Genomic DNA, 13,592 nt, shown 5'->3' with positions numbered 1-13,592 from the left:
ATACGGCGCGCTCAGGATGTTGGTCAGTTGTTCGCGCTGCCAGCAGCTATATCGTGAGCGAATGAGCGACTTTCAGTTTCAGATCGTGATTGCCGGTGTCGGGCCGAGGCCCCCCTTTCGCGACGTTGTCGAGCATGTGTACGGCATTGACACCGACGTCGATACAATGGGGGATAGCCACCCGCCCGAGCGGACGGACTGGACCTGGCTATGCATGAGCCTTCGGCCGACTTCCCGCGACCTTCCTGACGTCGAGGTTTCGATGTCAGTCGATCAGCCCACATGCATGATAGTCTTGGCGCACAATGAGGAATTGGCAACCCGCACTGCCGCCTTCTTGGCATTGCGAACAGGTGGCATAGTACTGGCCTAAGTCCGCAATCTGCCTATGCCCCGCCAGGGGTACGAAAAAATGGCCCGCTTGCTGCGGGTGGGCGGTCGGACTACCGCTATCGACATGCAGCCCTAAACCGGCAGCCTCACCGTCGCCCGCAACCCCCCGAGCGGCGAATCGGCCAGGATGATGTCGCCGCCATGGGCGCGGGCGATGTCGCGGGCGATGGCCAGCCCCAGGCCCGTGCCGCCTGAATCGACGTTGCGGGCCTCGTCGAGGCGGAAGAAGGGGCGGAAGACATCCTCGCGCTGGTCGGCCGGGATGCCGGGGCCGTCATCGTCGATCATCACGATCAGGTAGCGCGCGTCATGGGTGGCGCGGATGGCGATGCGGTCGCCGTAGCGTGCTGCGTTGGAGACGAGATTCGTCATCAGGCGGCGGAAGGCGTCGGGCCGGACCACGACCAGCGGGTCGCCGACCACGGTCAGCTCGGTCTGGTGGCCCTGGCGCTCGGCGTCCGACTTTAGCTCCTCGAGCAGGCCGCGGATGTCGGTCTCGACGGCCGTCTCGCCGGCGTCGCCGCGGGCGAAGGCGAGATAGTCCTCGAGCATGCGCGCCATCTCGTCGACATCCTTCTCCAGCGCCTCGATCTCGGAGGAGCGCTCGAGCAAGGCGAGCGAGAGCTTGAAGCGGGTCAGGATGGTGCGCAGATCGTGGCTGACGCCGTTGAGCATGGTGGTGCGCTCACCGACCGCGCGCTCGACGCGGCGCTTCATCTCGATGAAGGCGTTGCCGGCGCGACGGACCTCGCGGGCGCCGCGCGGGCGGAACTCGGCGTCGCGGCCCTTGCCGAAGGCCTCGGCCGCATCGGCGAGCTTGAGGATCGGGCGGATCTGGTTGCGCAGGAACAGGACCGCGATGGTCAGCAGGATCAGCGACGTGCCGAGCATCCAGAGCAGGAAGATGTGGCTGTTGCTGGCGTAGGCCGAGTTGCGCCGCGTCAGGATGCGCATCACGTCCTTGTCGAGCTTGACGCGGATCTCGATCAGGCTGGAGCGGCCGACCGTGTCAAGCCAGAAGGGGCGGGCGACCTGCTGGGCGAGCTCGGCCGAGAGCGCGCTGTCGAGCAGCGAGAAGAAGGGGCGCGGCCCCGGCGGCGGCAGGTCGGTGTTGGGGATGATGTCGATGTCCATGCCCAGCCGATCGGCCGCGATGCGCGAGAGCACGCTGGTGTCGGCATCCTGCGGATAGCTCTCATAGACGTCGATCATCGCGGCGATGTCGGCCGAGACGGCCGAGGACAGGCGCTGCGTCACGGTCTGCCAGTGCCGCTCCATGAAGACATAGGCGATGACCGACTGCAGCAGCACGACGGGGGCGATGACGATGACGAGCGCGCGCGGATAAAGGCCCTTGGGGGCATAGCGGGCGATGCTGTGCAGCGGCCGGCCGGCGATCTTGAGCCAGGGCTTCAGCCGGTTGTTGGCGCGGGTGCGCATGCGCGACACCGCCGCGCCCAGGCGCGCCCAGCCCGCTCCCATGATCTGCGCCACGCCCCTGCGACGCCTGCCGGGCTGGACGGGCGTCACGTCCGGTCGGTCACGAGGCGATAGCCGACACCGCGCACGGTCTGGAGATAGAGCGGATCGGCGGGGTCGCGCTCGATCTTGCGGCGCAGCCGGTTCATCTGGACGTCGACGGTGCGGTCGTTGGCGGCCGTGCCCTGGGAGGCCAGCTCCTCGCGCGGCACGACCTCGCCGGCGCGTTCCGCCAGGGCGGTCAGGATCTCGCGCTCGCGCTCGGTCAGGCGGACGGGCTCCTCGCCCTTGCGCAGCTCGCCGCGGGAGAGCCCGTAGAGGAAGGGGCCGAAGCGGACGAAATCGGGCCTGGCCGCCTGCGCGGGTTCGGCGGCCATGGTGCGCTTGAGGATGTTGCCGAGGCGCAGCAGCAGTTCGCGCGGCTCGAAGGGCTTGGCGAGGTAGTCGTCGACACCGATCTCGAGGCCGTTGATGCGGTCCTTGCCGTCGGCGCGGGCGGTCAGCATCAGGATCGGCACGGCCGAGTCGACGCGGAAGCGGCGGGCGAAGTCGAAGCCATTCTCGCCGGGCATCATGATGTCGAGGACGATGGCGTCGAAGACGAGCCGCGCCAGGCGCTGGTCGGCCTCGGCGGCATTGGCCGCGGTGGTGACCCGGTAGCCGTTGTCGCCGAGGAAGCGCGCCAGCAGGTCGCGCAGGCGGCGGTCGTCATCGACCACGAGGATGTGGGGGGCCTCGTCGGGGAGGGGCTTACGCGCCGGCTGTGCGGCCATGTCTTGTCCGCCTTGATTGTCTCTTGCGCCCTTGGCTGATGCCGTGGGCCTCACCGCGGCGCGGCGAGCAAGCCCTGCACCTTGTGGCGTTCGGAGGGATCGATCAACCCCGCGAGGTATTGCGCGACGGTCTCGGCCGCCTCCGGCGCGAGATCGGCCAGCGCCGCCTGGATGCGCTGGGCCTGCAGCCTGACCAGCCGCAAGGCGAGATCCTGCCCCGCGGCCGTGGCGTGGAGATGACGCTGGCGCTTGTCCTGCACGCCGGTTCGCTGCTCGACGAAGCCGGTCTCGACCAGCTCCTTGAGGACGCGGTTGAGGCTCTGCTTGGTGATCTTCAGGATGTCGAGCAGTTCGGCGATGGTCAGCCCCGGCCGGCGCAGGACGAAATGCAGCACGCGGTGATGGGCCCGGCCGAAGCCGTATTCGGCGAGGATCAGGTCGGGGCCGCCGACGAAGTCGCGATAGGCGAAGAAGAGCAGTTCGATCAGGTCGTAGGGGACCGTCGCATCCGGTGCGGGAGCGGCGGCGGCCGTGGACCGGGCCTGCGTCTGCGGCATCGAATCCGTCCTGCGAATTACGTCAGTGATGTTGACATATCTCAGACGGAAGATTACCGGTCAAGCGCGCCTGACGACGGAATATGTCGCAAGACGATGTTGCAGCGCAGTATCATTCCGGTCTTCGCCCCGGCCCGCCATGGTGACGGTGCTCGGGGTGCCAGCGGATCAACCGGACCGGACGTGCCAAGAGGAGCACCCCATGTCAGTCATTCCTTTCGACCAGCGCGACGGAGTCATCTGGTTCGACGGCAAGCTCGTGCCGTGGAAGGACGCGAAGATCCACGTACTGACCCATGGGCTGCATTACGGTTCCTGCGTGTTCGAGGGCGAGCGCGCCTATGACGGCGTGATCTACAAGGGCACCGAGCACTCGCAGCGCTTCCACAAGTCGGCCGAGATCATGGATTTCACGATTCCCTGGTCGGTCGCCGAACTCGACGCCGCCAAGGAACTCTGCCTCAAGGAGAACGGGTTGAAGGACGCCTATCTCCGCCCGGTCGCCTGGCGCGGCTCGGAGATGATGGCGGTCTCCGGCATCAACAACACCATCCACACCGCCATCGCGGTCTGGGAGTGGCCGAGCATGTTCGACATGGCGCAGAAGCTGAAGGGCGTGCGCCTCGACGTCGCCGCCTATCGCCGGCCGGACCCGGCCTGCGCGCCTGTTCATGCCAAGGCGGCGGGGCTCTACATGATCTGCTCGCTGTCCAAGCACAAGGCGGAGCGGGCCGGCTATGCCGATGCGATGATGCTGGACTGGGAAGGCCATGTCGCCGAATGCACCGGCGCCAACATCTTCTTCATCAAGGACGGCGTGATCCATACCCCGCTGGCCGATCGCTTCCTGAACGGCATCACCCGCCAGTCGGTGATCGATCTCTGCCGCCAGCGCGGTTTCGAAGTCGTCGAGCGGCGGATCCTTCCCGAGGAGCTGGAGGGCTTCAGCGAGTGCTTCATCACCGGCTCGGCGGCCGAGGTGACGCTGGTCTCCGAGATCGGCCCCTACTCCTTCCTCACCGGCAATATGGGCAAGGTGATCATGGAGGATTACTCCGACGCCGTGCGGGGCAAGCCCAGGGCGGCGTGAGCACAGGCCGTCATGCCCCGGCTCGACCGGGGCATGACGGCCGTCAGTTGGCCGCGCTGCCCTTGCTTCGAAACAGCGTGATCCAGTCGTCGCCGGGGATAAGGCGGCACTCGCTCATCTCGCTCCACTGGAGGACGGCAAAGCGCTTGCCGTCCCAGCCATAGGAGCCCGAACTGCCGCAATCGCCGAGGCCGCGGGCCTTGGCGTAGAAGCTGATCTGGCCCGTCTTCGCGTCGAAATCGGCATTGACCAGTTCGCTGGCCGCCTTGCCCGAGGCCCCCTCGAAGGGGGCCGGTCTCGCCTTGGCGACGTCGCGCCCGCCGACCAGCCAGAACTGGCTCGAGACATTGTAGGCGCCGCGCGAGCAGGCGATGGCGACGAGGCGCAGCGTGCCGTCCAGAGCCCAGGCGCCATCGGTGTCGGTGAAGCCTTCGGGCATGTCCTCGCAGGAATCAGGCTCGCGCCGCTTGATCTCGGCCCGCATCGCCTTGGTCAGGGCCGCCGCTTCGGCCTTGGCGAGGGCCTTGCCGGAGGCCGGCTTGCTGGCCACGACCGGCAGGGGCGGGGCGGCCGGTGCGGTGCCGGTCGTGCCCTTGCGGATCAGGGCGGTGGGCGTGTTCAGCCGGCCCTGCTGCTCGTCGATCCAGAGCATGGCCGCGACCGAGCCCGCGAGGGAGACCTTGAAGCTTTCCGTTTCGATCGTGGTCGTCAGGATCGTCGCCTTGCGCGCCGCCGCGATCAGGGCCTCGGCTTCCGCGGGCGGGATCGTGATCTCGGCAACCTCACCGTCGATGCTGGTCGCGGGGAGCAGCCGCCCGGCGGCCGGGAAGGGCGCGCCATCCAGGGTCAGCGCGATGGCGAAGCTCGGCTTCAGCTTCTGCGCTCGCAGCTTCAGCGCCAGCGTCGGGGCGCCATCGGGCCCGGCCGGGCGGTCGAGCCGCAGGAAGGCGATGTCGTCCTCGGTCCCGCCGGGCAGCGACAGCGCCGTGCAGGATTTTGTGTTGTCGCAACCCGCGATCCAGTCGCGGAAGGTCTTGATCGGGCCGATCTGCGCCTGGGCCGGGGTCGCCAGGGCGAACATCAGCCCGAGCGCCGCCAGCGCACTCTTACTCCCAGCGCCGCGCCGCATCGTCATCTTCTTCCTTCGCCTCGACCCAGCCGCCGGTCGTGCCGTCGGCGAGATGCTCGCGCTTCCAGAACGGGGCGCGGGTCTTGAGGTAGTCCATCATGAAATCCGCCGCCTCGAAGGCGGCCCGGCGATGCGCGGAAGAGGCGATCACCAGCACGATCTGCTCGCCGGGCGCGACGCGGCCATAGCGGTGGATGGCGAGCAGCCCCAGCAGCGGCCAGCGCGCTGCCGCCCGCTCGGCGACGCGGGCGATCTCGGCTTCGGCCATGCCCGGGTAATGCTCGAGTTCGAGCGCCGCGAGCGTGCCGCCCTCGTCGCGGCAGAGGCCGGTGAAGCTGACGACGGCGCCGATGTCGCGTCGGCCGGCCGAGAGCGCGGCGATCTCGGCCGCGAGGTCGAAATCCTCCCGCTGGATGCGGATGGTGGGGGTCATTGGCGGTCAGCCGCCCGTCATCGGCGGGAAGAAGGCGATCTCGCGGGCGCCGTCCAGGCGCGCGCCCGGCTTGACATGGGTCTGGTTGACGGCGGCGCGCACCAGCGTCTCGTCGGCGAAGGCGGCGGCGTAGCCCTCGTCCCGGGTCTTCAGCCAGCGCACGAGGTCGAGCACGGTGGCGACGTCGTCCGGCAGTTCGATCTGCTCCTCGGCCTTGCCGACGCGCTCGCGCACCCAGGCGAAATAGATCAGCCTGACGATCCGTGTCTGCACGGCGGGCGCCGTCGTGTCGGGAGACTGCGTCATGAGCCGCGCAGGTCCTCGTCGACCATGTGGCGGATGCCGGCGTTGAAATAGTCCCAGCCGGTGTAGATCGTCAGCGCCGCGGCGATCCAGAGCATGACGATGCCGATCTGCGTGTTGTAGGGCAGGACGGTGTCGCCCGCCGGCCCGGCGACGAGAAAGCCGAGCGCGAGCAGCTGCGCCGTCGTCTTCCACTTTGCGACCTTGCTGACGGGCACGCTGACCTTCAGATCGGCGAGGAACTCGCGCAGGCCGGAGACCAGGATCTCGCGGCAGAGGATGACGATCGCCGCCCAGACGGCCCAGCCCTTGATCGTCTCGGTGTGGACGAGCATCAGCAGGAGTGCGCAGACCAGGAGCTTGTCGGCGATCGGGTCGAGCATGCGGCCGATGGCCGATTGCTGGCTCCAGGCCCGGGCGATCCAGCCGTCGAGATAGTCGGTGACGGCGGCGGCGACGTAGACGGCGAGCGCGATCCAGCGCACCCAGTCGTCCTTCGGCCAGAACAGAAGCCCGACCAGCGCCGGAATCGCCAGGATCCGGCCGTAGGTGAGCAGGTTGGGCAGGGACCAGGGTCCGCGCCGCCGGATGGCTTCTGGAAGAATCGTCACAGGCATCACCAAAGCAGCGGGGTTGTGACAGCGTCAACACGCAATGCGGCGACAATGCCGTTCATCGTCAGCCATCGTGAAAATAATCATGGACCGCCTTGGCCGTGGCCGCGTTGACGCCGGGCGTCCGCATCAGGTCGTCGAGCTTGGCGCGCTTGATCGCCTTGACCGTTCCGAAATGCAAAAGCAGCGCCCGCTTGCGCGACGGCCCGATGCCGGGGATCTCGTCGAGCGGGTTCTTCATCGTGTCCTTCTTGCGCCGCGCCCTGTGCGTGCCGATGGCGAAGCGGTGGGCCTCGTCGCGCAGACGCTGGATGAAATAGAGCGCCGGATCGCGCGGCGGCAGCTTGAAGGGCTCGCGCCCGGCCATGTGGAAGGTCTCGCGCATGGCGTTGCGGTCCTCGCCCTTGGCGATGGCGACGAGCGGAATGTCCTGGGCGCCGAGCTCGGCCATGATCTTCTGCGCCGCGGCGAACTGGCCCTTGCCGCCGTCGACGATGACGAGGTCGGGGCGGGCGGGGAAGCTGTCGTCGTCGGGGTCGGCGGGTACCGAGGCGGGCTCTTCCCTTCCCCCTTGTGGGGAAGGGAGAGGGATGGGGGTGGTGCCGCCTGGCGAGGGCTCGCCGAGCGGCGCGACCCCCACCTCCAACTCCTCCCCACAGGGGGGAGGAGAGCCGGTCGCGGTGCCCGCTTCCTTCGCCAACCTTGCAAACCGCCGCTGCAGCACCTCGCGCATCATGCCGAAATCGTCGCCGGCGATGGTGTCGGTGGAGATGTTGAAGGTGCGGTAATGGCTCTTCATGAAGCCGTCCCGGCCGGCGACGACCATGCCGCCCACCGCGTTCGTGCCCATGATATGGGAGTTGTCGTAGACCTCGACGCGTCGCGGCGGCTTCGCCAGGCCAAAAGCGGCGCCGAGCGCTGCCAGCAACGAGCTCTGGCCGGCATTGTCGGCGAGCTTGCGCGACAGTGCCTCGCGGGCGTTCTTGCGCGCCATCTCGATCAGATCGACACGCTCGCCGCGCTTGGGGTTGGCGACCTCGACCTTGCGGCCGGCGCGGGCGGAGAGCGCCTGCGTGATCAGGTCCATCTCCGCCAGTTCGTGCGAGAGCAGGACGAGGCGCGGCGGCGGCTTGTCGTCGTAGAACTGGGTGACGACCGAGGCCAGCACGTCTTCGGGCGTCAGGCTGCGGTCGGCGCGCGGGAAGAGGGCGCGGTTGCCCCAGTTCTGCTTGTTGCGGAAGAAGAAGATCTCGACGCAGAACTGCCCGGCCTGCTCGTCGATGGCGAAGACGTCCGCCTCCTCGACGCCTTGGGTGTTGATGTCCTGCCCGGCCTGCACGGCCGAGAGCGCCGCGAGCCGGTCGCGATAGCGCGCCGCCTTCTCGAATTCGAGCTCCTCGGCGGCCTCCTGCATGCGGGTCGAGAGCAGCTGCTTCACATTGGAAGAGCGGCCCGAGAGGAAGTCGCGCGCTTGGGAGGCCAGCGCCTGGTAGTCGGCAATCGCGATCTCGCCCGTACAGGGGCCGGCGCAGCGCTTGATCTGGAAGAGCAGGCAGGGCCGTGTGCGGTTCTCGTAGAAGGAATCGGTGCAGGAGCGCAGCAGGAAGGCCTTCTGCAGCGCGTCGATCGTCCGCTCCACCGCCCAGACCGAGGCGAAAGGGCCGAAGTAGTCGCCCTTGCGCTGGCGCGAGCCGCGATGCTTGGCGATCTGAGGCGCCTCGTGGTCGCCGCTCAGCAGGATGTAGGGGAAGCTCTTGTCGTCGCGCAGCAGCACGTTATAGCGCGGCCGCAGCTGCTTGATCAGGTTGGATTCGAGCAGCAGCGCCTCGGTTTCCGTCCCCGTGGTGACGAATTCCATGTTCGCCGTCTCGGCGATCATCCGGGCGACCGCATTGGTGTGGGCCATGCCGCGCGCATAGGCCGTCACCCGGTTCTTCAGGTTCTTGGCCTTGCCGACATAGAGAACCTCGCCGGCGGTATCGAACATCCGGTAGACGCCCGGCTTGTTGGGCAGATGCTTGGCGAAGCCGGCGATGACCTCGATGCCGTGCTTCAGTGCGCCGGGCGCGGTTTCGCCGAGATCGAGTGGCGGCGTCGGCAGGGCCTCCTCGGCCTCGGGCTCGGGGCCGGCCCCGGTGTCCGGCAGGTCCTCTTCGGGCGGGTGCTGGGTCGGTTCGCGATTCATGCCTCGCATGTAGGATGCGCGAAGCGTTTCGTCATGTCAGGAGCGTAACCCTTCAGTCGAGAGGGGAGTGAGGGGCGATGTCGGCTGACAATAGGGTGCCCGCCGGGCAGATGATCCTGCTCAACGGGGCCTCGTCGAGCGGCAAGTCGTCGCTCGCGCGGGCGGTTCAGTCGGTGACCGAGCGGCCCTTCTGGCACATTTCGATCGATCATCTGCGCGATTCCGGCGTGCTGCCCTCGGCCCGCATCAAGAGCGGCGAGTTCGCCTGGCGCGCGATGCGCGAGCCGTTCTTCATCGGTTTCGAGACGTCGCTGCTGGCCTATCTGCGGGCCGGAAACAGCCTGATCGTCGAGCACATCATGGAGAGCGAAGCCTGGCTGCACCGGCTGGTCGGCATCCTGGCGGGACAGGACGTCTTTTTCGTCGGCGTGCATTGCGATCTGGCGGAGCTGGAGCGGCGCGAACTGGCGCGCGGCGACCGACCCGTCGGCGATGCCCGGCGCGATTTCTTCCAGATCCATGACTACTGCCTCTATGATTTCGAGGTCGATAGCCTGATCGCGCCGGAGCAAAACGCCGCGGCCCTCATCGCGGCCTGGGAGGCGCGCGGCCGCCCCTCCGCCTTCGAGCGTCTGACGGCGCGTCGCGAAGCGGGGCACGGCGGATCCGTCGCGTCGGAGCCGTAGCCAGCCTGCCGAGGCGGAAATGCCATCTGCGGCGCTGTCCTTGCGGGCGGGGCGTTCCCATATCCTCGGGAAGCCCCCATCATTCTCCATTCAGGATGTCCCCCGTGCCCACAGCCGATCATCTGCGCATCGCCCTGGCCTCGCGCCCTGACGGGCGCCCAGCCCCGGACAATTTCCGGCTTGAGCGGGCGCCGATCCTGACCCCTTCGGACGGCGAGGTCCTGCTGAAGATCCTCTATCTCTCGCTCGATCCGTACATGCGCGGGCGGATGAGCGCGGCGAAAAGCTATGCCGCGCCGACCGAGATCGGCGCCGTCATGGAGGGCGGCACGGTCGCCGAGGTGCTGGAGAGCCGCCATCCGAACTTTGCGGCGGGCGACATCGTGCTGTCCCATTCCGGCTGGCAGTCGCATGCGCTGGCGAAGGGCGAGCAGCTGCGCAAGCTCGATCCGGCTGCCGCCCCCGTCACCACGGCGCTCGGCGTGTTGGGGATGCCGGGCTTCACCGCCTATGCGGGCCTGTTGACGATCGGCCAGCCGAAAAAGGGCGAGACGGTCGTCGTCGCCGCCGCCAGCGGCCCGGTCGGTTCGGCGGTCGGGCAGATCGCGAAGATCAAGGGCGCACGCGCCGTCGGCATCGCGGGCGGGCCGGAGAAATGCGCGGTCGTGCGGGAGACCTTCGGATTCGACGCCGTGATCGACCATCGTGCGCCGGATTTCGCGGCGCAGCTCGCGGCGGCCTGCCCCGATGGGATCGACGTCTATTTCGAGAATGTCGGCGGCAAGGTCTGGGACGCGGTCTTCCCGCTGCTCAACACCTTCGCGCGCATCCCGGTCTGCGGGCTGGTCGCGCAGTACAACGCGACCGGGGATTTCGAGGGGCCCGACCGGCTGCCCGTGCTGATGCGGCAGGTTTTGTCGAAAAGCCTGCTGATCCGCGGCTTCATCCAGCGCGAATTCATCGCCCAGCGCCCGGATTTCGAACGCGAGATGGCAGCCTGGATCGCCAGCGGAGCCGTGAAATACAAGGAAGACATCGTCGAGGGTCTTGAGCGGGCGCCCGAGGCCTTCATCGGGCTGCTCGAGGGCGGGAATTTCGGCAAGCTGATCGTCAAGCTGTGAGTGGAAGGGCAGCGGCTGGGGGTGTTTTCGCTTGACCGCATCGCAAGCGGCCAGCCATCACCTGCTGCCCGCCACCGGATGCCGTCCATGCCCACATTCGCCATCGCCTTCCCGGTGATCGACCCGGTTGCGCTTCAGTTCGGGCCGCTCTCGGTCAAATGGTATGGGCTGGCCTATGTCGTCGGCCTGCTCGGCGGCTGGTGGTATGCGCGCCGGCTGGTTTCGTCCGAGCCGCTCTGGGCGGGGCGGGCGCGGCCTTCGGCGGATTCGCTCGACGACATGCTGCTGTTCGTGGCGCTCGGCGTCGTGCTCGGCGGGCGGCTCGGCTTCGTGCTGTTCTACGACCTGGCGCGCTATCTCGAACGGCCGCAGGACATCCTGGCGATCTGGCAGGGCGGCATGTCCTTCCATGGCGGGCTGATCGGCGCGACGATGGGGTTGTGGCTGTTCGCGCGGCGGCGCGGCTATCCGGCCTTGTCGGTGTTCGACATCGCCGCCGCCGTCGTGCCGATCGGGCTGTTCCTCGGGCGTATCGCCAATTTCATCAATGCCGAGCTCTGGGGCCGGCCGGCGCCTGATGTGCCCTGGGCGATGGTGTTTCCGGGCGGCGGGCCGCTGCCGCGCCATCCGAGCCAGCTCTACGAGGCCTTTTCCGAGGGTCTGCTGCTGTTCATCCTGCTGGCGCTGCTGGTGCGGGCCGGTGGGCTGAAGCGGCCCGGCCTCGTTGCCGGCGTCTTCGGCATGGGCTATGCGGTGGCGCGTATCGTCTGCGAATTCTTCCGCGAGCCCGACCCGCAGCTCGGCTTCCTGTTCGGGACCTCGGTCGATGCGCTCTCGGGCGGTATCACCATGGGCATGATGCTCTCGCTGCCGCTGTTCGCGGCGGGGCTGGTTCTCGTGCTGCGCGCCCGGCGGGGCGCTGCGTGACCACGCTGAAGACGGAACTTGTCCGCCTGATCGCGGAAGAGGGCCCTCTTCCCATCTCGCGCTTCATGGCGCTGTGCCTCGGCCATCCCAAGCATGGCTACTATCGGACGCGCGATCCCTTTGGCGCGCAGGGCGACTTCACCACCGCGCCCGAAATCAGCCAGATGTTCGGCGAGATGATCGGGCTCTGGGCGGCCCATCTCTGGCAGGCGATGGGGCAGCCTTCGCGCGTCGCCCTGATCGAGATCGGCCCGGGCCGCGGCACGCTGATGGCCGACATGCTGCGCGCGACGCGGATCCTGCCGGGCTTCCGGGAGGCGGCGGCGGTGCATCTGGTCGAGACCAGCCCGGTGCTGCGCGAGATCCAGGCCGCGACGCTTGCCGGCAAGGCGGAGCCGATCTGGCATGAGAGGGTCGAGACGGCGCTGGAGGGGCCGGCGATCATCGTCGCCAACGAACTGCTCGACGCGCTGCCGCTCGACCAGTTCGTCATGACGGAAGGCGGCTGGCGCGAGCGGCTCATCGGGTTGGATGGCGAGGGGCGCCTCGCCTTCGGGCTGGCGGCGGCCGCTTCCGACGGGGTCGGGCCCGCAACGGCGCCGACCGGCGCGGTGCTGGAACAGCCGCTGGCGGCCCTGTCGCTGGTCTCGACCGTCGCATCGCATGTCGCGCGTCATGGTGGCGGGGCGCTCTTGATCGACTATGGCGCGATGCAATCAGGCTTCGGCGACACGCTGCAGGCGATGCGCCGGCACGCCTTCGTCGATCCGCTGGAGGAGCCCGGCGAGGCGGATCTGACCGTGCATGTCGATTTCGCCCGGATGGCTCAGGCGGCACTGCGGGCGGGCGCTGCGACCCATGGACCCGTGCGGCAGGCGGATTTCCTGCTGGCTCTGGGCCTGGCCGAGCGGGCGCAGGCGCTGTCAGCGAGGGCGACGCCGGAGCAGGCGGCGTCGATCGGCGCGGCCTTCGACCGGCTGACCGCGCGCGGCGAGACCGGCATGGGCGATCTGTTCAAGGTTCTGGCCGTCTCCCATCCGGGCCTGCCGCCGCTGCCCGGATTTGACCTTCATCGCCTGCCAGAGCAGGGCTGACATGAGCGGCACCGCTCGCTGAAACCGGACGACACGATGTTCATCACCTCCCCCGATCTGGCCGCCGAGCCCGGCATCCGCCACGCCTTCTTCACGCGGGAGGGCGGCGTCTCCAACGGGATCTACGCCTCGCTCAATGGCGGGCTGGGTTCCTCCGACGATCCGGCGGCGATCGCCGAGAACCGCAGGCGGATGGCGGCGCATCTGGCGGTCGAGCCGACGCATCTGGTCAGCCTCTACCAGGTGCATTCCGCCGATGTGGAGGTGGTGACGGGGCCCTGGCCGGCCGAGCGGCCCAAGGCCGACGCCATGGTGACGGCGGCGTCGGGCGTGGCGCTCGGCGTCTCCAGCGCCGATTGCGGGCCGATTCTGTTCGCCGACAGCGAGGCGCGGGTCGTCGGCGCGGCCCATGCGGGCTGGAAGGGGGCTTTCGGGGGCGTCGTGGCCTCGACCGTGACGGCGATGGAGAAGCTCGGCGCGCGCCGCGAGCGCATCGTCGCCGTGCTCGGGCCGACGATCAGTGCCGCCGCCTATGAGGTCGGGCCGGAATTCGTCGAGCGCTTCAAGGCCGAGAACGCGACCTATGCGCGCTTCTTCACGGCCTCTGAGCGCGCCGCCCATGCGATGTTCGACCTGCCGGCCTTCATCGGCCTGCGCGCGCAGGAGGCCGGAATCGGGCGTTTCCTCGACCTGTCGCTGTGCACCTATGGCGACGAGCAGCGCTTCTTCAGCTATCGCCGCACGACCCATCGCGGCGAGCCGGATTACGGGCGGCTGATCTCGGCGATCGCGCTGGTTTGACCAAAAC

At 68.4% G+C, this 13,592-nt stretch carries 14 protein-coding genes; 6 read left to right on the top strand and 8 right to left on the bottom strand.

The window, feature by feature from the left end; genetic code table 11:
• Positions 1-465: 465 nt before the first annotated feature.
• The 3 genes from BSY19_RS22245 to BSY19_RS22235 form a co-directional block, all read right to left on the bottom strand.
• Positions 466-1,833, bottom strand: coding sequence for an ATP-binding protein (locus BSY19_RS22245; RefSeq protein WP_150129818.1), 1,368 nt, complete (start codon positions 1,831-1,833; stop codon positions 466-468).
• An 86-nt stretch (positions 1,834-1,919) separates the two neighbouring features.
• Positions 1,920-2,645 carry a response regulator gene (locus BSY19_RS22240; protein ID WP_069056063.1) on the bottom strand — a complete coding sequence of 242 codons (726 nt, stop codon included), beginning with the start codon at positions 2,643-2,645 and terminating at the stop codon, positions 1,920-1,922.
• A 50-nt stretch (positions 2,646-2,695) separates the two neighbouring features.
• Entirely contained in the window at positions 2,696-3,202 is a 507-nt protein-coding gene (locus BSY19_RS22235) for a MarR family winged helix-turn-helix transcriptional regulator (protein ID WP_069056062.1), read from the bottom strand.
• Between the two features lie 202 nt (positions 3,203-3,404).
• Between BSY19_RS22235 and BSY19_RS22230 the strand changes: the two genes are divergently transcribed.
• Positions 3,405-4,292, top strand: coding sequence for a branched-chain amino acid aminotransferase (locus tag BSY19_RS22230; protein WP_069056061.1), 888 nt, complete (start codon positions 3,405-3,407; stop codon positions 4,290-4,292).
• A 43-nt stretch (positions 4,293-4,335) separates the two neighbouring features.
• Here BSY19_RS22230 and BSY19_RS22225 read toward each other — a convergent pair whose 3' ends face one another.
• The 5 genes from BSY19_RS22225 to uvrC all read right to left on the bottom strand — a co-directional run bounded on the left by BSY19_RS22225 (position 4,336) and on the right by uvrC (position 8,956).
• Positions 4,336-5,427 (bottom strand): DUF1176 domain-containing protein, encoded by a 1,092-nt coding sequence (locus BSY19_RS22225; protein WP_083247773.1) that lies wholly within the window; start codon positions 5,425-5,427, stop codon positions 4,336-4,338.
• On the bottom strand, positions 5,399-5,854 hold the full coding sequence (locus BSY19_RS22220; protein ID WP_069056059.1) for a molybdenum cofactor biosynthesis protein MoaE: 456 nt from the start codon (positions 5,852-5,854) through the stop codon (positions 5,399-5,401). The genes BSY19_RS22225 and BSY19_RS22220 overlap by 29 nt, the downstream gene beginning before the upstream one ends.
• 6 nt (positions 5,855-5,860) lie before the next feature.
• Positions 5,861-6,160 carry a molybdopterin converting factor subunit 1 gene (gene moaD / locus BSY19_RS22215; RefSeq protein WP_069056058.1) on the bottom strand — a complete coding sequence of 100 codons (300 nt, stop codon included), beginning with the start codon at positions 6,158-6,160 and terminating at the stop codon, positions 5,861-5,863.
• Positions 6,157-6,768, bottom strand: coding sequence for a CDP-diacylglycerol--glycerol-3-phosphate 3-phosphatidyltransferase (pgsA, locus tag BSY19_RS22210; RefSeq protein ID WP_236840425.1), 612 nt, complete (start codon positions 6,766-6,768; stop codon positions 6,157-6,159). Before pgsA ends, moaD begins: the two co-directional genes overlap by 4 nt.
• Positions 6,769-6,835: 67 nt before the next feature.
• On the bottom strand, positions 6,836-8,956 hold the full coding sequence (gene uvrC / locus BSY19_RS22205) for an excinuclease ABC subunit UvrC (RefSeq protein ID WP_069056056.1): 2,121 nt from the start codon (positions 8,954-8,956) through the stop codon (positions 6,836-6,838).
• 77 nt (positions 8,957-9,033) lie between these two features.
• Here uvrC and BSY19_RS22200 point away from each other — a divergent pair, with 77 nt between their 5' ends.
• The 5 genes from BSY19_RS22200 to pgeF all read left to right on the top strand — a co-directional run bounded on the left by BSY19_RS22200 (position 9,034) and on the right by pgeF (position 13,585).
• A complete protein-coding gene (locus BSY19_RS22200) occupies positions 9,034-9,642 on the top strand; it encodes a chloramphenicol phosphotransferase CPT family protein (RefSeq protein WP_083247772.1) in 609 nt (202 codons plus the stop codon).
• Positions 9,643-9,746: 104 nt separating this feature from the next.
• Complete coding sequence (locus tag BSY19_RS22195) at positions 9,747-10,763, top strand: NADP-dependent oxidoreductase (protein ID WP_442856666.1); 1,017 nt, start codon at positions 9,747-9,749, stop codon at positions 10,761-10,763.
• Positions 10,764-10,850: 87 nt separating this feature from the next.
• Complete coding sequence (gene lgt, locus BSY19_RS22190) at positions 10,851-11,690, top strand: prolipoprotein diacylglyceryl transferase (protein ID WP_442856665.1); 840 nt, start codon at positions 10,851-10,853, stop codon at positions 11,688-11,690.
• Complete coding sequence (locus BSY19_RS22185; protein ID WP_069056052.1) at positions 11,687-12,784, top strand: class I SAM-dependent methyltransferase; 1,098 nt, start codon at positions 11,687-11,689, stop codon at positions 12,782-12,784. Before lgt ends, BSY19_RS22185 begins: the two co-directional genes overlap by 4 nt.
• 36 nt (positions 12,785-12,820) lie before the next feature.
• Positions 12,821-13,585 carry a peptidoglycan editing factor PgeF gene (gene pgeF / locus BSY19_RS22180; protein ID WP_069056051.1) on the top strand — a complete coding sequence of 255 codons (765 nt, stop codon included), beginning with the start codon at positions 12,821-12,823 and terminating at the stop codon, positions 13,583-13,585.
• Positions 13,586-13,592: the final 7 nt, after the last annotated feature.

It is taken from the genome of Bosea sp. RAC05, from assembly GCF_001713455.1.
In the GTDB taxonomy this organism is placed as follows: domain Bacteria; phylum Pseudomonadota; class Alphaproteobacteria; order Rhizobiales; family Beijerinckiaceae; genus Allobosea.
The sequence above is the reverse complement of the archived record's forward strand: the minus strand, read 5'-3'. Positions and strand labels throughout refer to the sequence as shown.

Coding starts and splice junctions, on each gene's coding strand:
- BSY19_RS22245 (WP_150129818.1), bottom strand. CDS start 1,833: ATGCGCACCCGCGCCAACAACCGGCTGAAGCCCTGGCTCAAGATCGCC.
- BSY19_RS22240 (WP_069056063.1), bottom strand. CDS start 2,645: ATGGCCGCACAGCCGGCGCGTAAGCCCCTCCCCGACGAGGCCCCCCAC.
- BSY19_RS22235 (WP_069056062.1), bottom strand. CDS start 3,202: ATGCCGCAGACGCAGGCCCGGTCCACGGCCGCCGCCGCTCCCGCACCG.
- BSY19_RS22230 (WP_069056061.1), top strand. CDS start 3,405: ATGTCAGTCATTCCTTTCGACCAGCGCGACGGAGTCATCTGGTTCGAC.
- BSY19_RS22225 (WP_083247773.1), bottom strand. CDS start 5,427: ATGACGATGCGGCGCGGCGCTGGGAGTAAGAGTGCGCTGGCGGCGCTC.
- BSY19_RS22220 (WP_069056059.1), bottom strand. CDS start 5,854: ATGACCCCCACCATCCGCATCCAGCGGGAGGATTTCGACCTCGCGGCC.
- moaD (WP_069056058.1), bottom strand. CDS start 6,160: ATGACGCAGTCTCCCGACACGACGGCGCCCGCCGTGCAGACACGGATC.
- uvrC (WP_069056056.1), bottom strand. CDS start 8,956: ATGAATCGCGAACCGACCCAGCACCCGCCCGAAGAGGACCTGCCGGAC.
- BSY19_RS22200 (WP_083247772.1), top strand. CDS start 9,034: ATGTCGGCTGACAATAGGGTGCCCGCCGGGCAGATGATCCTGCTCAAC.
- lgt (WP_442856665.1), top strand. CDS start 10,851: ATGCCCACATTCGCCATCGCCTTCCCGGTGATCGACCCGGTTGCGCTT.
- pgeF (WP_069056051.1), top strand. CDS start 12,821: ATGTTCATCACCTCCCCCGATCTGGCCGCCGAGCCCGGCATCCGCCAC.